This is a genomic window from Microbacterium resistens (assembly GCF_021172025.1).
GTDB classification, from domain to species: domain Bacteria; phylum Actinomycetota; class Actinomycetes; order Actinomycetales; family Microbacteriaceae; genus Microbacterium; species Microbacterium resistens.
Map to the genome: position 1 here is coordinate 261,508 of NZ_CP082781.1, position 20,308 is coordinate 281,815.

Sequence of the window (20,308 nt, forward strand, 5' to 3'; positions counted from 1 at the left end):
AGGAAGTCTGAGGTGACAGTGACATGAAGTTCTATGCACGAAGGATCGGGTTCTACGCGTTCACGTTGTGGGCCGCGATCTCCCTCAACTTCCTGCTCCCGCGGCTCATGCCGGGGAACCCGGCCGACATCATGATCGCCAAGATGCAGCGCGCGGGCGGCGAGGTCTCCGAGACGACCATCCGCAACATCAAGCTGCTTCTCGGCTCCGACGACCAGCCCCTGTGGGATCAGTACCTCGGGTACTGGGGCCGGATGTTCCAGGGGGATCTCGGGGTCTCGGTCACGAAGTACCCCACCCCCGTCGCCGACCTGATCGGCGAGGCGCTGCCGTGGACGCTGATCCTCGTCGGCACCGCCACCGTCATCTCCTTCGTCCTCGGCGTCGTCCTCGGCGCCTGGGCCGGATGGAAGCGCGGCACCTGGGTCGACAACCTGATCCCGGCGACGACCGTGCTGCAGTCCATCCCGTACTTCTGGCTCGCGCTCATCATGGTGTCGGTGTTCGCCGTGGGCCTGGGCTGGTTCCCGATCTTCGGCGGCTACGACGTCTTCGACTTCCCCGACGGGCCGGAGCCCACCTGGGCGTTCTTCGGCAACGCGGTGTCGCACGCGATCCTGCCCGCGGTCACGATCGTGCTGAGCTCGGTCGGCGGCTGGCTGTTCGGGATGCGCAACATGATGGTCCAGATCCTCTCCGAGGACTACATCACCACCGCCGAGGCCAAGGGGCTGCGCCCGCGCCGGATCCTGATGACCTACGCCGCGCGCAACGCGGCGATCCCCTCCATCGCCGGGTTCTCGATCACCCTCGGCTTCGTCGTGGCCGGCTCCATCGTCATGGAGCAGGTCTTCACCTATCCGGGCATCGGCAAGCTGATGTTCCAGGCGGTGACCAACAACGACTACGCGCTCCTGCAGGGGCTGTTCCTCGTGATCACCGTCACCGTGCTCGCCGCCAACTTCTTCATGGACCTGGTCTACGGGTTCATCGACCCGAGGGCTCGCCAGAATGTCTAACGCCGAGAAGACCGCACCGGACCTCATCGTCAAGGACGCGCCGTCCGTCGAGCCGCCGAGCACGGTCGCGCTGGTGACGGCGCGCCGCCCGCGCAGCGGCCTGCGGGCCATGCTGCCCCGGCGCTCGCCGAAGCTCGTGACCGGGCTGGTCCTCGTGGCCGGGATCGTGCTCTTCGCCGTGCTCGCCCCCTTCCTCACCCAGAACCCGCGGGCGACCGGCAACGCGGCCCTCCAGCCGCCGTCGGGCGAGCACTGGCTCGGCACGACCAAGCTCGGCAACGACGTGCTCGCCCAGCTCGCGCACGGCGCCCAGGGCTCGCTCCTGGTGGGGCTCGTCGCCGGGGGCATCGCCATCGTCCTCTCGCTCCTGTTCGGCGTTCTCGCCGGCTACCTCGCGGGCTGGCGGGAGGACGTGCTCGCCCTCATCACGAACGTCGCACTGGTGATCCCGGGGCTCCCGCTCGTGATGGTGATCGCGGCCTCCTTCAACTCCCGGAGCTGGCAGCTCGTGGCGTTCGTGCTCGGGATCACGTCCTGGGCGGGAGCCGCCTACGTGCTCCGGCTCCAGGCGCGCTCCCTGCGGTCGCGCGACTACGTCTCCGCGGCGAAGGTGGCGGGGGAGAGGAGCGCCCGGGTGATCCTCGTCGAGATCCTGCCGAACCTCCTGCCGCTGCTCACCGCGCAGTTCCTGTTCGCGATCATCTTCGCGATCCTCGGCGAGGCGGGCCTGTCGTACCTCGGCCTCGGCCCCACCGACTCGATCACGTGGGGCACGATCCTCAACGACGCGCAGTCCGGGCAGGCGCTCGGGCGCGGGGCGTGGTGGTGGTTCGTCCCGCCGGGCGTGATGATCGCGCTCCTGGGCTGTGGTCTCGCGCTGATCAACTTCGCGATCGACGAGATCATCAACCCGAAGCTCCGCAACGCCCCGCAGGCGGCCCGCTCCGCCCGCAAGGCCACCAAGACGAAGGGGGTCACCGCATGAGCGGCGCCACCGAGGCGGTCCTCACCGCCCGCAACGTGTCGATCGAGTACGAGGTCGACCCGCCTGTGCAGGCGGTGCGCGACGTCTCCCTGACGCTGAACCGGGGCGAGATCCTGGGCCTGGCGGGGGAGTCCGGCTGCGGCAAGACGACCCTCGCCTACGGGATGAACCGGCTGCTGAAGCCGCCGGCCGTGATGACCGGCGGCGAGATCGTCTTCCACGACCGGGACGGCCACGACATCGACGTCGTGGGACTCGAGGCGGAGGGGCTGCGGGCCTTCCGCTGGGACAAGATCTCGATGGTGTTCCAGGGAGCGATGAACTCGCTCAACCCCGTCATCAGCGTCAAGGCGCAGATCTTCGACATCTTCGACACGCATCGTCCCGGCATGAGCACGGCGCAGAAGACGGCTCGCGCCCAGGAGCTGCTGCAGCTCGTCGGCGTGGATCCCGCCCGTCTGACCAGCTTCCCGCACGAGCTGTCGGGCGGCATGCGCCAGCGCATGATGATCGCCATGGCGCTCGCGCTGGACCCGCAGGTCATGATCATGGACGAGCCGACCACCGCGCTCGACGTGGTCGTCCAGCGCGGCATCATCCGCGAGATCATGCGCCTGCGCGAGCGGCTCGGGTTCGCGGTCATCTTCATCACCCACGACCTGCCGATGCTCATCGAGATCAGCGACCGCATCGCGGTCATGCTGCAGGGGCGGATCGTGGAGCAGGGCACGGCGGAGGAGATCTACCGGAACCCTCAGCACGAGTACACCCGGCGTCTGCTCTCGAGCTTCCCGAGCCTGCGCGGCGATCGGGGCGACTTCGTGCGCACCGGCGTCCAGACCCCTCAGGAGCAGGCCCGATGAGCGCATCCCCCTCCACCCCGACCCTCGAGGCGCGTCGTCTCGTCAAGGACTTCACCCTGCGCTCCGGGCTGAAGACCCGGAAGCTCCACGCGGTGAAGGACGTGTCGTTCACGCTCGAGGCCGGGAAGACCATCGCGCTCGTCGGTGAGTCGGGCTCCGGCAAGTCGACCATCGCGCGGATGCTGATGAAGCTGGAGACGCCGACCTCGGGGGCCATCCTGCTCGACGGGCGCGAGACCGGCACGCGCGGCCGCGACCTCGCGCGCTACCGCTCCGAGGTGCAGATGGTCTTCCAGGATCCCTTCGCGTCCTTGAACCCGTTCCACACCATCGCCCACCACCTCGAACGGCCGCTGCGCATCCACCACCCGGAGCTGAGCGCCGCGCAGGTGCGCGAGCGCGCCCTGCAGCTGCTCGAGCGCGTGCGCCTGTCCCCGGCGGAGAGCTTCGCGGAGCGCCGGCCGCACGAGCTGTCCGGCGGGCAGCGCCAGAGGGTGGCGATCGCGCGGGCGCTGGCTCCCGGGGCGCGGTTCATCGTGGCCGACGAGCCGGTCTCCATGCTCGACGTCTCCATCCGGCTCGGGGTCCTGAACCTCCTCGCCGACCTGCAGCGGGAGGACGACCTGGGCGTTCTCTACATCACGCACGACCTGGCCACCGCCCGCCACTTCAGCGACGAGATCATGGTGCTCTACCACGGCGACGTCGTCGAGCGCGGTCCCAGCGACGAGGTGATCCTGAACCCGCAGCACGAGTACACGCGGACGCTCCTGGATGCGGCGCCCGAGCCGGAGAATCTCGGACGCCTGCGCGACGAGGTGCGCCGCGAGCTCGCCGGCGCCTGACGACCTCCGTCCGCGCGCGGTCCCCCACGGCCGCGCGCGGACGGGGCACCTCCCGGTCCGTGCGGCGCCTTCCCAGCCGCCGAGCGTCGCGGGCGGCTAGCGTCAGCGCATGCAGCAGCCCACCCGGCTCGAAGCGCGCATCGATGCGGCCGCCCGTCGTCTCCTTCTCCGTGCGCCCTCGCGCGGTGTGCCCGGGTTCCTCGTGGAGGCCGCCGTGTTCGTCGCGAAGCAGGCGTGGGCGTGCGTGTTCGGTGCGATCCTGCTCCTGGCGATCGTGGTCGTGCGCACGCTGTATCCCGCCGATCTCGCGCTCAGCCGGAACGATCTGCTGACGATCGTCGCGGTGCTCATCCAGGTGGTGATGATCACGACCCGCCTGGAGTCCGGCAGAGAGCTGTGGGTGATCATGCTGTTCCACGTCACGGGCACGGTCATGGAGCTCTTCAAGACGGACGTGGGCTCCTGGGCCTATGAGGCCGAGGGTGTGCTGCGCCTGGGCGCGGTGCCCCTGTTCAGCGGTTTCATGTACGCGGCCGTGGGCTCCTATCTCGTCCGGGTGCACCGGCTCTTCGACCTGACCTTCACCCGGTATCCGCCGCTGTGGGCCACCGTGATCGTGGCCGGGCTGATCTACGCGAACTTCTTCACGCATCACTGGATGTGGGACGCCCGGTGGGTGCTGACCGCGGCGGTGGTCGCGCTGTGGCTGCCCACGGTCATGCACGCGCGGGTGTGGCGCGCCACGCTGCGGATCCCGCTGCTGCTGCCGTTCGTCGGCGTGGCGCTGTTCATCTGGATCGCCGAGAACATCGGCACGCTCACCGGCGCCTGGCTCTATCCGGACCAGGCGCAGGGATGGCAGCTCGTGTCGGCGTCCAAGATCTCGAGCTGGTTCCTCCTGATGATCATCTCGGTGGTCCTCGTCACCCTGGTCGCCCCGCCCCGGCCACCGGCCCCCCGCGCGGTCACGGCTGCGTGGCGATGCCGGCGGCGCGCCCGTCACGGTAGAGTGAGCCACGACAAGTGAAGACGGCCGTACGATGCGTGCGGGAGAGCCCGGTGCACGCAGCCGGGCACCGAAGGAGCAAGCCTCCCCGCCAATCTCTCAGGTACCCCCACCGCAGGCATCCGGCCACTCTGGAAAGCGAGATCGCACGCTGCGATCTCCGCCGACGGTGAAAGCCCCCTCACGGGCGAAGCTCTCAGGCCCATGACAGAGGGGGAGTTCTCGGATGCCCGTGCCGCGGGTGCCCTTCCGACCCACGGGGAGAACTCCATGACCGACGCCCGCTACACCCCGCTCCGCGAGCGCCATGAGGCGCTGGGAGCGTCCTTCACCGACTTCGGCGGCTGGCAGATGCCGGTGCGGTACACCTCGGACCTCGCCGAGCACCACGCGGTCCGCGAGGCCGCCGGGGTGTTCGACATCTCGCACATGGCGGAGTTCACCGTCGACGGAGCGCGCTCCGGCGAGTACCTCGACTACGCGCTGGCGGGGCGGCTGTCCGCGCTGCCCGTCGGCAAGGCCAAGTACTCGCTGCTGCTCGCCGAGGACGGCGGGATCATCGACGACGTGATCGTCTACCGGCTGGCGGAGGAGCGTTTCCTCATCATCTCCAACGCCGGCAACCGGGAGGCCGTGAGCGCGGCGCTGAGCACGCGTTCCGCGCCGTTCGACGTGACGGTGGCCGACGTGTCCGACGACTACGCGCTGATCGCCGTGCAGGGCCCCGCAGCCGAGGCGATCGTCTCGGCGGTCGACGGGATCGAGGACGTCAGCGTGCCCTGGGCCGAGCAGCGGTACTACGCCTGGGCGGACGCCACGTTCCGGGGTGAGCCGCTCCTGCTCGCGCGGACCGGCTACACCGGCGAGGACGGCTTCGAGCTGCTCGTCCCGGCGGCCGCCGCGACGGCGCTCTGGGACGCGGTCCTCGCTGCGGGCGACGGGCACGGCCTCGTCCCCGCCGGTCTCGCCGCCCGCGACACCCTCCGTCTGGAGGCGGGCATGCCGCTGTACGGCCACGAGCTCACGCGCGACACCAAGCCGGCCCAGGCGGGCCTCGGACGCGTCGTCGTCACCGACAAGGACCGCTTCATCGGCAAGGACGCGGTCGTGCCCGCCGAGGACGCCCGGGTGCTCGTCGGCCTGTCCGCCGAGGGACGCCGGGCCGGGCGCGCCGGCTACCCGGTCGTCACCGAGGACGGCGCCGTCGTCGGAGAGATCACCAGCGGCGCTCTGAGCCCCACGCTCGGGCATCCCATCGCCATGGCCTACGTCGATCCCGCGCTCGCCGCGGGGGAGACCCCCCTGTTCCTCGACGTGCGCGGGACGAGGATCCCCGCGAACGTCACCGCCCTGCCTTTCTACCGGAGGAAGAAATGACCGATCTGAACACCCTGCGTTACAGCGAAGAGCACGAGTGGGTCGCCGCTGACGGCACCACGGCGACGGTCGGGATCACCGACTACGCCGCCGACAAGCTCGGTGACGTCGTCTTCGTGGAGCTGCCCGCCGTGGGCACCGAGATCACCGCCGGAAGCGTCGTGGGCGAGATCGAGTCCACCAAGTCCGTCGGCGAGCTCTACGCGCCGGTGGCCGGCACCGTCGTCGCCGTGAACGAGGCCGTCGTGGACGACCCGTCCCTCGTGAACGCGGCGCCGTTCGAGGGCGGCTGGCTGCTCAAGCTCGAGGTCGCCGACGGCGCCGTCGACGCGCTGATGGACCGCGCCGCCTACGTGGCGCTCACGGAGGGCTGAGGGTGACCGCGTTCGCCGACCGCCACATCGGGACCACCGCCGCCGCGCAGCGCGAGATGCTCGCCGCGATCGGCATCGCCGTCGCCGAGCAGGAGCGTCCCGTCGACGCGCTCATGCGCGACGCCGTGCCCGCGTCGATCCGCGACGAGGGCCGCGAGAGCGTGCTGCCGGCCGCCGCCAGCGAGGCGCAGGCCCTGGCGGAGCTGCGCGGACTCGCCGCGCAGAACGTCGTCAACCGCGCCATGATCGGCCTCGGCTACCACGGCACGATCACCCCGAGCGTCATCCAGCGCAACGTCCTGGAGAACCCGTCCTGGTACACGGCGTACACGCCGTACCAGCCCGAGATCTCGCAGGGGCGGCTGGAGGCGCTGATCAACTTCCAGACGATGGTCTCCGAGCTCACCGGCCTGGACACCGCGAACTCGTCGATGCTGGACGAGTCGACGGCCGTCGCCGAGGGCATGCTCCTGGTCCGGCGGGCGTCGAAGGCCGCCTCGAACGTGTTCGTGGTGGACGCGGACGCCCTGCCGCAGACCAAGGCCCTCCTTGCGACGCGCGCCGAGGCGGTGGGGATCGAGCTCGTCGAGCGCGACCTCGCCGGGGGCGAGACGCTGCCGGAGGAGCTGTTCGGCCTGTTCGTGCAGTACCCGGGGGCGTCGGGACGCGTCTGGGACCCGTCGGGTGTGATCGATGCGGCGCATGTCGCCGGCGGTCTCGCCGTCGTCGGTGCGGATCTGCTCGCGCTCACCCTGATCGCCTCGCCCGGCTCGCTCGGCGCGGACGTCGCGGTGGGCACGACCCAGCGCTTCGGCGTGCCGATGGGCTTCGGCGGCCCGCACGCGGGATACATGTCGGTGCGGTCGGGGCTGGAGCGCCAGCTGCCCGGCCGTCTGGTCGGGGTCTCGCAGGACGCGGACGGCCACCCGGCCTACCGCCTCGCGCTGCAGACCCGCGAGCAGCACATCCGCCGCGAGAAGGCGACGTCCAACATCTGCACCGCGCAGGTGCTGCTGGCCGTGATGGCCTCGATGTACGCCGTCTACCACGGCCCCGAGGGGCTGGCGCAGATCGCCCGTCGCATCGCCGCGCTGGCCTGGTTCGTCGCCGAGGAGCTGCGCACGTCCGGGGTAGAGGTCGTCCACGACGCGTTCTTCGACACCGTGACCGTGCGCGTCCCGGGCGGCGCGGCCGACGCGGTGGCGCGGGCCCGCGACGAGCACGGGATCCTGCTGCGCCTGGTCGACGCCGACACCGTCGGGGTCACCCTCGACGAGACGACGACCTTCGAGGAGGTGCTCGCCGTGCTCGGCGTCCTGGGTGCGGGGGGCGGGGCGTTCGGGTTCGCCGTCGGCACGAACGACGCCCTTCCGGACGGCCTGCGTCGGCGGGACGACTACCTGACGCACCCGGTCTTCCACGCGCACCGGTCGGAGACGGCCATGATGCGGTACCTGAAGACGCTCGCGGACCGCGACTACGCGCTCGACCGCGGGATGATCCCGCTCGGCTCGTGCACGATGAAGCTGAACGCCGCGACGGAGATGGCGGCCATCACCTGGCCCGAGTTCGCCCAGCTGCACCCGTTCGCCCCCGAGGAGGACGTCCGGGGCTCGCTGGCGCTCATCGATCAGCTCGAGTCCTGGCTCGCCGACGTGACCGGGTACGACGCCGTGTCGCTGCAGCCGAACGCCGGCTCGCAGGGGGAACTCGCGGGCCTGCTCGCCATCCGCGGCTACCACCACGCCAACGGCGACGCTCACCGCACCGTGTGCCTCATCCCGTCCTCCGCGCACGGCACGAACGCCGCGTCGGCGGTCCTCGCCGGGATGAAGGTCGTCGTGGTGGCGACGGACGAGCAGGGCAACGTCGACCTCGGCGACCTGCGCGCGAAGATCGACGCCCATGCGGACGAGCTCGCCGCTCTGATGATCACCTACCCGTCGACGCACGGCGTGTACGAGCACGACGTCCTCGACATCACCGCCGCGGTGCACGCGGCGGGCGGTCAGGTGTACATCGACGGGGCGAACCTCAACGCGCTGCTCGGCTACGCGCGCTTCGGCGACCTCGGCGGCGACGTCTCGCACCTGAACCTGCACAAGACCTTCGCCATCCCGCACGGCGGCGGCGGTCCCGGTGTGGGCCCCGTCGCGGCCAAGGCGCACCTGGCTCCGTTCCTGCCCGGGCACCCGCAGGCGCAGCGGGCCGAGCACGCCGGAGGGTTCGTGTTCGGGGGCGGACCGGTCTCGGCGGCCCCGTACGGGTCCGCCGGCGTCCTGCCGATCTCGTGGGCGTATGTGCGGATGATGGGCGCGGCGGGCCTGGCCGACGCGACGGCCGCGGCCGTGCTGGCGGCGAACTACGTCGCCGCGCGCCTGGAGGCCCACTACCCGGTCCTCTACACGGGCGAGACCGGGCGGGTCGCGCACGAGTGCATCCTCGACCTGCGTCCCCTCAAGGACGCGACGGGGATCACCGTGGACGACGTCGCCAAGCGGCTCATCGACTACGGGTTCCACGCCCCGACCATGTCCTTCCCGGTGGCGGGCACCCTCATGGTGGAGCCGACCGAGTCGGAGGACCTGGGGGAGCTGGAGCGCTTCATCGAGGCGATGATCCAGATCAAGGCGGAGGCGGACGCCGTCGCGTCCGGGCGCTGGCCCGCCGACGACAACCCCCTCGTGAACGCGCCGCACACGGCGGCGTCGCTGATCGCGGGGGAGTGGGGGCACGCCTACACCCGCGAGCAGGCCGCCTACCCGGTGCACTCCCTGATCGCCGGCAAGTACTGGCCGCCGGTGCGGCGGATCGACAACGCCTACGGCGACCGCAACCTCGTGTGCGCCTGCCCTCCGGTGGAGGCCTTCACCTGAGCGTGCGCGACCGATCGACGCGGGCCCCGGACACCGTCCGGGGCCCGCGGTGCGTTTCCGTCATATCACCACTCAGTAACGGTTGATTCACGCGGTTACGGGATCGGCAGGACGGCGGTTACCCTGGGGTATCCCTACGCGCTCGATGACGAGCGCGCAGTTTGCTGTATCAGGTCCACAGGAGGACACAAGTGAAGCGCAACAAGATCGCCCTCACGGGCGTCGCGCTGCTCGCGGCGGGTACCCTCGCGCTCGCGGGCTGCGCAGGTGGTGGATCCGGATCGACCGACAAGGGCGACACCGGAAGCAACGCCAAGGCGGATCCCGACGCCATCATCACGACGAACGGTTCGGAGCCGGAGAACCCGCTCATCCCGACCAACACCAACGAGGTCGGCGGCGGCAAGATCCTCGACGAGATCTTCGCCGGTCTCGTCTACTACGACGCGGACGGCAAGCCGGTCAACGACATGGCCGAGGAGATCGTCACCGAGGACCCGCAGCACCTCACGATCAAGCTCAAGAAGGGCCAGAAGTTCACCGACGGCGAGGAAGTCACCGCGGACAACTTCATCAAGGCCTGGAACGAGGGCGCGAAGGCCTCCAACGCGCACCTGTCCAGCTACTTCTTCGAGGACATCGAAGGCTACAACGCCGAGACCGACTCCCCGCTCACCGGGCTGAAGCAGGTCGACGACTACACGTTCACCGTCGCGCTGAACAAGCCGGCCTCGGACTTCGCACTGCGCCTGGGCTACTCGGCCTACTACCCGCTCCCGGACGTCGCGTTCGAGGACATGGCCGCGTTCGGTGAGAACCCGATCGGCAACGGCCCGTACATGATCGGCGGCGACGGCTGGCAGCACGACGTGCAGATCGACCTCGTCCGCAACGACGACTACCAGGGCGGTCGCAAGGCGCAGAACGGCGGTCTGACGATCAAGTTCTACGCGACGCAGGAAGCGGCGTACGCCGACCTGCAGGGCAACAAGGTCGACGTCATTGACGCGATCCCGGCCGTCTCCCTGCCGACCTTCCAGGACGACCTCGGCGACCGCGCGGTGAACCAGCCGTCGGCTGTGTTCCAGTCGTTCACGATCGGGCAGTTCCTCCCGCACTTCTCCGGCGAGGAGGGCATCCTCCGCCGCCAGGCGATCTCGATGGCCTTCGACCGCGCGCAGATCACCGAGAAGATCTTCTCGGGCACTCGCACGCCGGCCGCCGACTTCACCTCGCCGGTCATCGCCGGCTGGTCCGACGAGATCCCCGGCAACGAGGTCCTGCAGTACGACCCGGAGAAGGCGAAGGAGCTGTGGGCCGAGGCCGACAAGATCTCGCCGTGGGAGGGCACCTTCCAGATCGCGTTTAACTCGGACGGCGGCCACCAGGAGTGGGTCGACGCCGTGACCAACCAGATCTCGAAGAACCTCGGCATCGAGGCCTCGGGCGCGCCGTACCCGACCTTCGCGCAGATCCGCGAAGAGGTGAACAACCGCTCGATCAAGACGGCGGCCCGCTCCGGCTGGCAGGCCGACTACCCGGGTCTGTACAACTTCCTCGGCCCGCTCTACGCGACGGGCGCCGGCTCGAACGACGGTGACTACTCGAACCCCGAGTTCGACGCCGCCATCAAGGCCGGTATCGGCAACACCGACGCGGACGCTCAGGTCAAGGACTTCCAGAAGGCTCAGGAGATCCTCTTCAAGGACCTGCCCGCCATCCCGCTGTGGTACTCGAACGTGACCGGCGGTTACAGCGAGAACGTGGACAACGTCACGTTCGGCTGGAACTCGGTTCCGCTGTACTACGAGATCACCAAGGCCGCAGAGTAGGCCATGTGTGACGCCTACGAGGCGGTGACGAGACTCGTCACCGCCTCGTAGGCTGTCTGCGTGTCCTGCTCGCGGTCCCACAGAAGGGACAGCGGATGCTCGGCTACATTCTGAGACGTCTTCTGCAGGTGATCCCGGTCTTCTTCGGGGCCACCCTGCTCATCTACTTCCTCGTGTTCGCCATGCCCGGCGATCCGATCCTCGCGCTGTTCGGCGACCGCACGCCGAGCGAAGCGCTCATCGAACGCCTGCGGGAGCAGTACCACCTGAACGAGCCGTTCCTGGTGCAGTACTGGTATTACATCTCGGGCGTCTTCCGCGGTGACCTCGGCGTGACCTTCTCCGGCCGTCCGGTGGCGGAGGTCCTCGCCCAAACGCTCCCGGTCACGGGACGCCTCGCCGTGATGGCGATCGGCATCGAGTTCGCGCTCGCGATCGTGATCGGCTCGATCGCGGCGCTGCGCAAGGGGAAGATCTTCGACAACGTATCGCTGCTGGTGGCGCTGGTGGCCCTGGCCATCCCGATCTTCGTCGTCTGCTTCCTCGCGCAGTACTTCCTCGCTATCCAATGGGGCTGGTTCAGTCCCACGGTCGGCGCCGACAACGACTGGGGCGGGCTGTGGCTGCCGGCCATCGTCCTCGGCTTCAGCCTGTTCGCGGTGAGCATGCGCCTCATGCGCAGCTCGATGATCGACACGCTGAACCAGGAGTGGGTGCGCACCGCCTACGGCAAAGGACTGCCGCGGCGTCGTGTCATCCCCGTGCACGTGATGCGCAACTCCCTGATCCCCGTGATCACGAACTCCGCGACGAACTTCGGCGTCCTGCTCGTCGGCGCCACCGTCACGGAGGGCATCTTCAACGTGCCGGGAGTCGGCAACACCCTGTTCCAGGCCGTGATCCGGAGCGAAGGACCCACGGTCGTGTCCTTCGTGACCGTGTTCGTCATCCTGTACGTGCTGGTGAACCTGGTCATCGACCTGCTCTACGGCCTGCTCGACCCGAGGATCCGCTATGCCTGAGCCCACAACCCCAACGCACTACGTCGCGCCGGTCGAGACCGAGACGATCTCGGTCGATGCCGTACGCGTGTCCGAGAAGCCGAGCAACCTCTGGAACGACGCCTGGCGGGACCTCCGTCGGCGCCCGCTCTTCTGGTTCTCGGCCGTGCTCGCGCTGCTGTTCGTCCTCGTCGCGTTGTTCCCCGGTCTGTTCACTCAGACGAACCCGCGCTCGTGCGACCTGATGTTCAGCAACGAGGGGGCCGCGCCAGGACACCCGCTCGGCTTCACCTTCCAGGGCTGCGATATCTACGCACGAGTGATCTGGGGCGCACAGACCTCCCTGTCGGTGGGGATCATCGCCACGCTGATCTCCGCGATCATCGGTCTCATCATGGGAGCCTTCGCGGGCTTCTACGGCGGCTGGCTCGACGGCCTGCTGTCCCGTATCGGCGACATCTTCTTCGCGATCCCGTACATCCTCGCGGCCGTGGTCGTGATGACGGTGTTCCACGAGGCCCGGTCGGTCTGGACGCTCGCGCTCGCGATCGGCGGATTCGCGTGGGCCTCGACGGCCCGTGTGTTCCGCGCCGAGATCCTCCGCGTTCGGCAGGCCGACTTCGTCATGGCCTCGCAGGCGTTGGGGCAGTCGAAGTTCCAGATCCTGGTGAGCCACGTGATCCCGAACGCCATCGCTCCGCTGCTCGTGGTGTCGACGCTGTCGCTCGCATCGGCGATCGTCGCGGAGGCGACGCTGTCGTTCCTCGGCGTGGGCTTGGGTGGCACCGTGATGTCCTGGGGCAACGACATCAGCCAGGCTCAGGCCTCGCTGCGCGTCGCTCCCATGTCGCTCATCTATCCGTCGATCGCGCTCACCCTGGCGGTGCTCGCGTTCGTGACCCTGGGCGAGCTCATCCGCGACGCCCTCGACCCGAAGGCGAGGGCCCGGCGATGACGGCTCTGAACCAGAACGCCGCCCCCGTCCTCTCCGTGCGCGACCTCACCGTCGCGTTCAAGGGGCAGGACGGCGTCCGCGAGGTGCTGCACGGCGTCAGCTTCGACATGTTCGCGGGCGAGACCGTCGCGATCGTGGGGGAGTCCGGCTCGGGCAAGTCCACCACGGCCACGGCGATCATCAACCTGTTGCCGGGCACGGGTCACGTGACCGCCGGCAGCGTCACGCTGGAGGGACGGGAGCTCACGACGCTCAGCCGCCGGGAGATCGAGGGGGTGCGCGGCCGGGACATCGGCTTCGTGCCCCAGGATCCGATGGCGAGCCTCAACCCGGTGTGGTCGATCGGCTTCCAGGTGAAGGAGGCGATCCGTGCCAACGGCATCGCGCACGGACGCCAGGCGGTCAAGGACCGTGCCATCGAGGTGCTGCAGCAGGCGGGACTGAGCGACGCGGCATCGCGTCTGCACCAGTATCCGCACCAGTTCTCCGGCGGCATGCGTCAGCGCGCGCTCATCGGGATCGGCCTCGCGGCCGACCCGAAGCTGCTGATCGCGGACGAGCCCACCTCGGCGCTGGACGTCACCGTGCAGCGCGTGATCCTGGATCACATGGCCCGGCTCACGAAGGAGCGGGGCACGGCCGTGCTGCTCATCACGCACGACCTCGGGCTCGCCGCCGAGCGCGCCGAGAAGATCATCGTGATGAACAACGGCAACATCGTGGAGGCGGGACCCAGCCGGCAGATCCTGGAGGATCCCCAGCACCCGTACACGAAGCGCCTCGTCGCGGCCGCGCCCAGCATCGCCTCGCAGCGCATCCAGGCCGTGGTCGAGGACCGCGGGGTGGAGACGATGCAGGACCTCGCCGACATCCCGCCGACGGTGCGGGTGGCGGGACTCACGAAGGACTACAAGATCCGTCAGGGGTCGTTCCGGAGCATCCCGTTCCGTGCGGTCGACGACGTGTCCTTCGAGATCCCGCGCGGCAAGACCCTCGCCCTGGTGGGGGAGTCGGGCTCCGGCAAGTCCACGGTGGCGAAGATGGTGCTGAAGCTCGAGGAGCCCACCTCCGGCACGATCGAGATCGACGGCAAGGACGTCTCGAAGCTGTCGAACGCCCAGGCGTTCGGTCTGCGCCGCCGCATGCAGCCGGTGTTCCAGGACCCGTACGGGTCCATGGATCCGCTCCGCAACATCGGCAACACGATCGCGGAGCCGCTGAACATCCACGACATCGGAGACACGGCGTCGCGGCGCGAGCGGGTGCTGGAGCTGCTGGACCAGGTCTCCCTGCCGCGGGTGCTGGCGACGCGGTACCCGAACGAGCTGTCCGGCGGTCAGCGTCAGCGCGTGGCGATCGCCCGCGCGCTGGCGCTCAAGCCCGACATCGTGGTGCTCGACGAGGCGGTCTCCGCCCTCGACGTCCTCGTGCAGGACCAGATCCTCAAGCTCCTCGCCGACCTGCAGTCGGAGCTGGACCTGACGTATCTGTTCATCACGCACGACCTCGCGGTGGTCCGCGTCTCCAGCGACCTCGTGTGCGTCATGGAGAAGGGACGGCTGGTCGAGAAGGGGACGGTCGACGAGATCTTCTCCAACCCGCAGGAGGAGTACACCGAGCGGCTCCTGCAGGCGATCCCCGGCGCATCGATCTCCCTGGGAGGCGGCGCGTCGTGAGCGGCGCCTCCCAGCCCGGGGGCGGACGGACCTACCGTTCGCCCCTGGGGCCGATCGTGCTCACCCTCGTCTCCGCGCTGGCGCTGTTCCTCCTCGGCGACGCCGTGGCGCGGGGCAGCTGGGGGCTCATGCTGCTGTACGCGCCGTGGGTGCTGCTGGCGGTGTGGATCGTCTACGAGATCAGCTTCGTCTCCGCCGTCCGGGTGGACGACGAGGGCGCGACCGTGCGGAACATGCTGAGGACGACCCGGTTCGGCTGGCGTCGGGTCCGCGACGTGGACCTGCGCTGGCAGCTCGAGTTCGCGCTCGACGACGGGACCAGGGTGTCCTGCTTCGGCGGGCCCGGGCGCTCCCGCCCGCCGCGGCAGACCGGCCGGGGCGAGGGGGAGGTCAAGGTTCCCGCGAGCCTGCAGGCGCTGACCGAGATCCGCGACCGGTGGGAGGCGGCGGTCGACGCCGCGCCCGGGCCGGCCGGTGAGGGCGCCGACGCGCCGATCCGCCGCGGCTGGGACCTCCCCGCCGTCGCGGCGCTGGCGATCATCGCGATCTGGGCCATCGCCGCGATCCTCATCGCCTACGCCTGATCCCGGGCGCCTCGCGCGGGTTCAGGCACACGCGTGGGATCAGGCGTTCATCGCACGCAGGTGCCTGATCTGGCGTGTTCGCCTGATCTGACGTGTTCGCCTGAGCTCGCGTTCCCCGTCCGCGGATTGCCCCCCTCTGCGTGTGCGCTCCGCGCGGGTTCAGGCACACACGTGGGATCAGGCGTTCATCGCACGTAAGTGCCTGATCTTGCGCGTTCGCCTGAGCCCGCGTCGCGGCCCGCGGCGCCCAAGAAGCACCCAGGACGCGCCCCAGAATCAGCCGGGAGGCGTCCAGCATGAGCCAGGGCGCGCACCGCGCACGGGGGAGCGGTCAGCCGGGCAGCCCGAACAGGGTCGGCCAGGTCGCGGCGGCCCACGGGTAGCCCACGAAGACGGCCGCGTCGATGAGGAAGTGCGCGACGAGGAAGGGCAGGAGCCTCCCGGTCCGCAGGAAGAGCAGCCCGAACAGCAGGCCCATCGCGAGGTTCCCGATGAAGGCGCCCGGCCCCTGGTACAGGTGATAGGTCGCGCGCAACAGGGACGTCGCGGCGACGATCGCCCAGGGGGACCAGCCGAGCTGCCGCAGCCGGGCGAAGAGGTAGCCCAGCACGACGAACTCCTCCTCGATCGAGGCGCGCGCCGCCGCGAGGAGCAGGACCGGCACGGTCCACCAGTACGCGGACTGCGCGCCCGGGTCCACGGCGACGAACAGTCCCATCGTCCGACCCACGAGGTACAGCCCGAGCCCCGGGATGCCGATCGCGAGCACGAGGCCCGCGCCCAGGCCCGCGTCACGGCCGATCCGCGTGCCGTCCAGCCCCAGCGCGCCCAGATGCGGACGACTCGTGCGCCACAGGAGGAAGCAGACCAGGAGCACGGGGACGACCGAGAAGGCGATGCCGAGGAGCTGATAGACGAGATCGAACACCTCGCGGTCGCTGCGCGCGGGGTTGAGCGTCGCCGTCTGGTCCCCGAGGGGCGTCTCGGCGGTCAGCCGGTAGAGCAGCTGCACGATCGCATACACCGCGGACTGGCCGAGTCCGAGGGCGAGCACGATCCCGATCTCCGCCCACAGCCGTCCGCGGGTCTCGGGCACGGGCGCGGCGCTCAGGCTCATGACGACCGATCGTACGCGGATCGCCCCTCCCTCGCGTTCAGGCGCGGTTCAGAGCCGGCGCCGGCGCGTGCGCTATCCTGGAACGTCGCCCCTTCGAACGGATCAGGGACGGCGCTGCCACCTCCCACCTTCCTCTTCTTAGGACTTTCTGCATGGCGCACGCCCTCCGCCCCGATCTCCGAAACGTCGCGATCGTCGCCCACGTCGACCACGGCAAGACCACCCTCGTGGACGCGATGCTCCGCCAGACCGGTTCGTTCGGCGAGCACGCTCACGTCGAGGAGCGCGCCATGGACTCGAACGACCTGGAACGGGAGAAGGGCATCACGATCCTCGCCAAGAACACGGCGATCACCTACAACGGCGCCCACACGGACGTCCCGGTGACGATCAACGTCGTCGACACGCCGGGGCACGCCGACTTCGGCGGCGAGGTGGAGCGCGCGCTGTCGATGGTGGACGGCGTCGTGCTGCTGGTGGACGCGAGCGAGGGCCCGCTCCCGCAGACCCGCTTCGTCCTGCGCAAGGCGCTGGAGGCCAAGCTCCCCGTCATCCTCCTCGTGAACAAGACGGACCGCCCCGACGCGCGGATCGCCGAGGTCGAGGAGGAGGCGCACGACCTGCTCCTCGGACTCGCCTCCGACCTCGTGGACGACGTGCCCGACCTCGATGTCGACGCGCTCCTCGACGTTCCGGTGGTGTACGCGTCCGGCCGTGCCGGCGCCGCCTCCGCGAACCGCCCGGAGAACGGCACGCTGCCGGACAACGACGACCTCGAGCCGCTGTTCGCCGCGATCCTGAAGCACGTCCCGGCCCCGTCGTACGACGACGAGGCGCCGCTGCAGGCCTGGGTCACGAACCTCGACTCGAGCCCGTTCCTGGGCCGGCTCGCGCTGCTGCGCATCTTCAACGGCACCCTGAAGAAGGGGCAGACCGTCGCCTGGGTGCGCCACGACGGCTCCCACTCGAACGCCCGGATCACCGAGCTGCTGATGACCAAGGCCCTGGAGCGGTATCCGGCCGAGTCGGCGGGTCCCGGCGACATCGTCGCGATCGCGGGCTTCGACCAGATCACGATCGGCGAGACGATCGCGGATCCGGAGGACGTGCGACCGCTTCCGGCCATCACGGTCGACGACCCGGCGATCTCGATGACGATCGGCACGAACACCTCGCCGCTGGTCGGCAAGGTGAAGGGCCACAAGCTCACGGCGCGGATGGTCAAGGACCGTCTGGACCGCGAGCTCATCGGCAACGTCTCGCTCAAGGTCGTCGACATCGGCCGCCCGGACGCCTGGGAGGTGCAGGGCCGCGGCGAGCTCGCGCTGGCGATCCTCGTGGAGAACATGCGTCGCGAGGGCTTCGAGCTCACGGTCGGCAAGCCCCAGGTCGTCACCCGCAAGAGCGCGGACGGCAAGGTCCAGGAGCCCTACGAGCACCTCACGATCGACGCCCCGGAGGAGTACCTCGGCGCGATCACTCAGCTGCTCGCCGCCCGCAAGGGGCGCATGGAGGGCATGACGAACCACGGCACCGGATGGGTCCGCATGGAGTTCATCGTGCCGTCGCGCGGGCTGATCGGCTTCCGCACCGAGTTCATGTCCGTGACCCGCGGCACCGGCATCGCGAATGCGATCTCGCACGGTTACGACGACTGGGCGGGACAGATCGTCGCGCGCGCGTCCGGCTCGATCGTCGCCGACCGCGCCGGCGTCGTCACGCCGTTCGCGATGATGGCGCTGCAGGAGCGGATGAGCTTCTTCGTCAACCCGACCGAAGAGGTCTACGAGGGAATGGTCGTCGGCGAGAACACCCGCGCCGACGACATGGACGTCAACATCACCAAGGAGAAGAAGCTCACCAACATGCGCTCCTCGACGGCGGACGAGCTGGAGAAGCTCACGCCGCCGCGCCAGCTGTCGTTGGAGGAGAGCCTGGAGTGGGCCCGCGACGACGAGTGCGTCGAGGTGACCCCGGAGAAGGTGCGCATCCGCAAGGTGATCCTGGACCAGACGATCCGCGCGCGGGAGACCGCCCGCCAGAAGCGCCAGGACGCGAACGCCTGATCCCGGCCGGGCGCGCTCGTCAGCGCTGTTCGGAGATCAGCACGGCGATCGTGCCCGGCGCCAGCGCTTCGAAGACGTGCGGCGCGTCGCCGCGGTAGCGGAGATAGTCGCCCGGCGCGAGGGTCTCCGGCGCTTCGGCGGGGCCGAGCAGCGCCGACCCGGCGACGAGCACGACGTGCTCGGTGGTGCCGGTGCGGTGGGGGAGGGAGCGCCGCGGCTCTCCCGGCTCGGCCTGGATGAGGTAGAGGTCGCGCCGGGCCGAGGGCGGGCACACGGACAGGATCGTCGCGGAGTACGGGGCGTCCGAGGACGGCACCCGTGCCGCGCCGCCGAGGTCGGCCAGGCGCACCAGCGTCGGCTGCTCCGCAGGCCGGTCGACGAGATCGGCGAACGGGATGCCGAGCGCGTCCCCGAGGGCCCACAGCGTCTCGACGCTGGGGTTGCCCGCACCGCCTTCGAGCTGGGACACGGTGGCCTTCGAGACCCCCGCGCGCCGGGCGAGCTCGGACACCGAGAGGCCGGCCGCCTGGCGTTCCTGCCGCAGGGCCGTGGCGATACGCTGACGAAGCTCCATGTGGTCAGTATCGCAAACGATCGTTCATCTTGACGATCAGCCGGCGGGTGTTCAGAATGGTGGACATGCGTTCAGCAGGGCGAACATCGGGAGACCCGGCCTCCGCGGAGGAGCGCGACGAGGTTCGCCTCGCGCGCCGGGAGGGCCTCGGCGTCGTGATCGCCACGAGCGCGTACGGCGTCTCGTTCGGGGCGCTGTCGGTCGCCTCGGGTCTGGACATCTGGCAGACCTGCGTGCTGAGCCTGGTGATGTTCACCGGGGGCTCCCAGTTCGCCTTCGTCGGTGTGGTGGGCGCCGGTGGCCTGGCGGCGCTGCCCGCCGCGATCGCATCCGCGGTGCTCCTCGGCGTGCGCAACGTCGCCTACGGCATCCGGATGTCCCCGGTGATCGGCCGGGGCTTCGCGCGGCGGGCCGCGGCGGCGCACTTCACGATCGACGAGTCGACCGCCGTCTCTCTCGCGCAGAGGTCCGAGCGCGCGCGACGCGCGGGATTCTGGCTGACCGGCATCGGCGTGTTCGTCGGGTGGAACCTCACGACCCTCGTCGGCGCGCTCCTCGGCGACGTCCTCGGGGATCCGAAGACGTGGGGGCTCGACGCCGCCGCGGCTGCGGCCTTCCTGGCCCTCCTGTGGCCGAGGCTGCGCCAGCGCCAGGCGATCGCGGTCGGCGTCGCGGCCGCGGTCGTCGCCACGGCGCTCACGCCGGTCCTCATCCCCGGGCTCCCCGTCCTCGTCGCGGCCGCGGTCGCCCTGATCGTCGGCTGGTTCAACTGGCTCGCCCCGCCCGGCGACGCCGCCGCCCGCCCCGCGTCGGGAGCGAGCGCATGACCCTGTGGAACGCCATCCTGCTCGCCGCCGTCGTCTGCTACGGCCTGAAGGCGATCGGGTACCTGGTACCGCCGCGGGTGCTGGAGGCGCCCCGCCCGGCGCGCATCAGCGACCTGCTGACGGTCGCGCTGCTGGCGGCGCTGGTCGCCGTGCAATCGCTGGCCGTCGGGCAGGCCGTCGTCGTCGACGCGCGGGTGCCCGCCGTGCTGGTCGCGGCCGGCCTCCTGTGGCTGCGGCAGTCGTTCCTGGCGGTCGTGTTCGCCGCGGCGGCCACGGCGGCGCTGCTGCGGCTGGCCGGCCTGGCCGCATAGGGCAGCCCGTGCGTCGGCGA

At 70.0% G+C, this 20,308-nt stretch carries 18 protein-coding genes and 2 riboswitches; of the genes, 16 read left to right on the plus strand and 2 right to left on the minus strand.

Translation table 11 applies throughout. The features are described from left to right. Window positions 1-23: 23 nt before the first annotated feature. From K8F61_RS01225 to K8F61_RS01285, 13 genes are all read left to right on the plus strand, one after another. A complete protein-coding gene (locus K8F61_RS01225; RefSeq protein WP_067247407.1) occupies window positions 24-1,019 on the plus strand; it encodes an ABC transporter permease in 996 nt (331 codons plus the stop codon). Continuing rightward, window positions 1,012-2,004 carry an ABC transporter permease gene (locus K8F61_RS01230; protein ID WP_231820423.1) on the plus strand — a complete coding sequence of 331 codons (993 nt, stop codon included), beginning with the start codon at window positions 1,012-1,014 and terminating at the stop codon, window positions 2,002-2,004. The genes K8F61_RS01225 and K8F61_RS01230 overlap by 8 nt, the downstream gene beginning before the upstream one ends. Then, window positions 2,001-2,867: an ABC transporter ATP-binding protein gene (locus K8F61_RS01235; RefSeq protein ID WP_219085138.1), complete on the plus strand. Its 867-nt coding sequence runs from the start codon at window positions 2,001-2,003 to the stop codon at window positions 2,865-2,867. The genes K8F61_RS01230 and K8F61_RS01235 overlap by 4 nt, the downstream gene beginning before the upstream one ends. After that, window positions 2,864-3,712 carry an ABC transporter ATP-binding protein gene (locus tag K8F61_RS01240; protein ID WP_067247398.1) on the plus strand — a complete coding sequence of 283 codons (849 nt, stop codon included), beginning with the start codon at window positions 2,864-2,866 and terminating at the stop codon, window positions 3,710-3,712. Before K8F61_RS01235 ends, K8F61_RS01240 begins: the two co-directional genes overlap by 4 nt. A gap of 109 nt (window positions 3,713-3,821) precedes the next feature. Next, the gene (locus K8F61_RS01245) at window positions 3,822-4,739 is read left to right on the plus strand and encodes a DUF817 domain-containing protein (protein WP_231820424.1); all 918 of its coding nucleotides are present in this window, start codon (window positions 3,822-3,824) and stop codon (window positions 4,737-4,739) included. A gap of 10 nt (window positions 4,740-4,749) precedes the next feature. Further along, a riboswitch (glycine riboswitch) is annotated at window positions 4,750-4,843 on the plus strand. Beyond that, window positions 4,844-4,939: riboswitch (glycine riboswitch) on the plus strand. A gap of 49 nt (window positions 4,940-4,988) precedes the next feature. Continuing rightward, window positions 4,989-6,095 carry a glycine cleavage system aminomethyltransferase GcvT gene (gene gcvT, locus K8F61_RS01250; RefSeq protein WP_231820425.1) on the plus strand — a complete coding sequence of 369 codons (1,107 nt, stop codon included), beginning with the start codon at window positions 4,989-4,991 and terminating at the stop codon, window positions 6,093-6,095. Then, on the plus strand, window positions 6,092-6,469 hold the full coding sequence (gene gcvH, locus K8F61_RS01255) for a glycine cleavage system protein GcvH (protein WP_231820426.1): 378 nt from the start codon (window positions 6,092-6,094) through the stop codon (window positions 6,467-6,469). Before gcvT ends, gcvH begins: the two co-directional genes overlap by 4 nt. A 56-nt stretch (window positions 6,470-6,525) precedes the next feature. Continuing rightward, complete coding sequence (gcvP, locus tag K8F61_RS01260) at window positions 6,526-9,345, plus strand: aminomethyl-transferring glycine dehydrogenase (protein WP_231821492.1); 2,820 nt, start codon at window positions 6,526-6,528, stop codon at window positions 9,343-9,345. Between the two features lie 191 nt (window positions 9,346-9,536). Then, a complete protein-coding gene (locus K8F61_RS01265; protein WP_231820427.1) occupies window positions 9,537-11,177 on the plus strand; it encodes a peptide ABC transporter substrate-binding protein in 1,641 nt (546 codons plus the stop codon). 95 nt (window positions 11,178-11,272) lie between these two features. Then, window positions 11,273-12,199: an ABC transporter permease gene (locus K8F61_RS01270; RefSeq protein ID WP_231820428.1), complete on the plus strand. Its 927-nt coding sequence runs from the start codon at window positions 11,273-11,275 to the stop codon at window positions 12,197-12,199. Continuing rightward, entirely contained in the window at window positions 12,192-13,133 is a 942-nt protein-coding gene (locus tag K8F61_RS01275) for an ABC transporter permease (RefSeq protein ID WP_231820429.1), read from the plus strand. The genes K8F61_RS01270 and K8F61_RS01275 overlap by 8 nt, the downstream gene beginning before the upstream one ends. After that, window positions 13,130-14,809, plus strand: a complete 1,680-nt coding sequence (locus K8F61_RS01280; protein ID WP_231820430.1) for a dipeptide ABC transporter ATP-binding protein — start codon at window positions 13,130-13,132, stop codon at window positions 14,807-14,809. Before K8F61_RS01275 ends, K8F61_RS01280 begins: the two co-directional genes overlap by 4 nt. Continuing rightward, window positions 14,806-15,393, plus strand: coding sequence for a PH domain-containing protein (locus tag K8F61_RS01285; protein ID WP_231820431.1), 588 nt, complete (start codon window positions 14,806-14,808; stop codon window positions 15,391-15,393). The genes K8F61_RS01280 and K8F61_RS01285 overlap by 4 nt, the downstream gene beginning before the upstream one ends. Window positions 15,394-15,724: 331 nt before the next feature. Here the strand turns inward: K8F61_RS01285 and K8F61_RS01290 are convergent, their stop codons facing one another. Then, the gene (locus tag K8F61_RS01290; RefSeq protein WP_231820432.1) at window positions 15,725-16,510 is read right to left on the minus strand and encodes a CPBP family intramembrane glutamic endopeptidase; all 786 of its coding nucleotides are present in this window, start codon (window positions 16,508-16,510) and stop codon (window positions 15,725-15,727) included. 152 nt (window positions 16,511-16,662) lie between these two features. Here K8F61_RS01290 and typA point away from each other — a divergent pair, with 152 nt between their 5' ends. Beyond that, a complete protein-coding gene (gene typA / locus K8F61_RS01295; RefSeq protein ID WP_067247364.1) occupies window positions 16,663-18,576 on the plus strand; it encodes a translational GTPase TypA in 1,914 nt (637 codons plus the stop codon). Between the two features lie 19 nt (window positions 18,577-18,595). On the opposite strand, the gene K8F61_RS01300 is transcribed toward typA, so the two are convergent. Continuing rightward, window positions 18,596-19,150 carry a helix-turn-helix domain-containing protein gene (locus K8F61_RS01300; RefSeq protein ID WP_067247361.1) on the minus strand — a complete coding sequence of 185 codons (555 nt, stop codon included), beginning with the start codon at window positions 19,148-19,150 and terminating at the stop codon, window positions 18,596-18,598. A 65-nt stretch (window positions 19,151-19,215) separates the two neighbouring features. Here K8F61_RS01300 and K8F61_RS01305 point away from each other — a divergent pair, with 65 nt between their 5' ends. Both K8F61_RS01305 and K8F61_RS01310 read left to right on the plus strand, forming a co-directional pair. Continuing rightward, complete coding sequence (locus K8F61_RS01305; protein ID WP_219085149.1) at window positions 19,216-19,977, plus strand: AzlC family ABC transporter permease; 762 nt, start codon at window positions 19,216-19,218, stop codon at window positions 19,975-19,977. Beyond that, window positions 19,974-20,288 (plus strand): AzlD domain-containing protein, encoded by a 315-nt coding sequence (locus K8F61_RS01310; RefSeq protein ID WP_231820433.1) that lies wholly within the window; start codon window positions 19,974-19,976, stop codon window positions 20,286-20,288. The genes K8F61_RS01305 and K8F61_RS01310 overlap by 4 nt, the downstream gene beginning before the upstream one ends. Window positions 20,289-20,308 lie beyond the last annotated feature (20 nt).

Excerpts from the sequence above, each read along its gene's own strand:
- K8F61_RS01225 (WP_067247407.1), top strand. The coding sequence starts at position 24 with ATGAAGTTCTATGCACGAAGGATCGGGTTCTACGCGTTCACGTTGTGG.
- K8F61_RS01230 (WP_231820423.1), top strand. The coding sequence starts at position 1,012 with ATGTCTAACGCCGAGAAGACCGCACCGGACCTCATCGTCAAGGACGCG.
- K8F61_RS01235 (WP_219085138.1), top strand. The coding sequence starts at position 2,001 with ATGAGCGGCGCCACCGAGGCGGTCCTCACCGCCCGCAACGTGTCGATC.
- K8F61_RS01240 (WP_067247398.1), top strand. The coding sequence starts at position 2,864 with ATGAGCGCATCCCCCTCCACCCCGACCCTCGAGGCGCGTCGTCTCGTC.
- K8F61_RS01245 (WP_231820424.1), top strand. The coding sequence starts at position 3,822 with ATGCAGCAGCCCACCCGGCTCGAAGCGCGCATCGATGCGGCCGCCCGT.
- gcvT (WP_231820425.1), top strand. The coding sequence starts at position 4,989 with ATGACCGACGCCCGCTACACCCCGCTCCGCGAGCGCCATGAGGCGCTG.
- gcvH (WP_231820426.1), top strand. The coding sequence starts at position 6,092 with ATGACCGATCTGAACACCCTGCGTTACAGCGAAGAGCACGAGTGGGTC.
- gcvP (WP_231821492.1), top strand. The coding sequence starts at position 6,526 with ATGCTCGCCGCGATCGGCATCGCCGTCGCCGAGCAGGAGCGTCCCGTC.
- K8F61_RS01270 (WP_231820428.1), top strand. The coding sequence starts at position 11,273 with ATGCTCGGCTACATTCTGAGACGTCTTCTGCAGGTGATCCCGGTCTTC.
- K8F61_RS01275 (WP_231820429.1), top strand. The coding sequence starts at position 12,192 with ATGCCTGAGCCCACAACCCCAACGCACTACGTCGCGCCGGTCGAGACC.
- K8F61_RS01280 (WP_231820430.1), top strand. The coding sequence starts at position 13,130 with ATGACGGCTCTGAACCAGAACGCCGCCCCCGTCCTCTCCGTGCGCGAC.
- K8F61_RS01290 (WP_231820432.1), bottom strand. The coding sequence starts at position 16,510 with ATGAGCCTGAGCGCCGCGCCCGTGCCCGAGACCCGCGGACGGCTGTGG.
- typA (WP_067247364.1), top strand. The coding sequence starts at position 16,663 with ATGGCGCACGCCCTCCGCCCCGATCTCCGAAACGTCGCGATCGTCGCC.
- K8F61_RS01300 (WP_067247361.1), bottom strand. The coding sequence starts at position 19,150 with ATGGAGCTTCGTCAGCGTATCGCCACGGCCCTGCGGCAGGAACGCCAG.
- K8F61_RS01305 (WP_219085149.1), top strand. The coding sequence starts at position 19,216 with ATGCGTTCAGCAGGGCGAACATCGGGAGACCCGGCCTCCGCGGAGGAG.
- K8F61_RS01310 (WP_231820433.1), top strand. The coding sequence starts at position 19,974 with ATGACCCTGTGGAACGCCATCCTGCTCGCCGCCGTCGTCTGCTACGGC.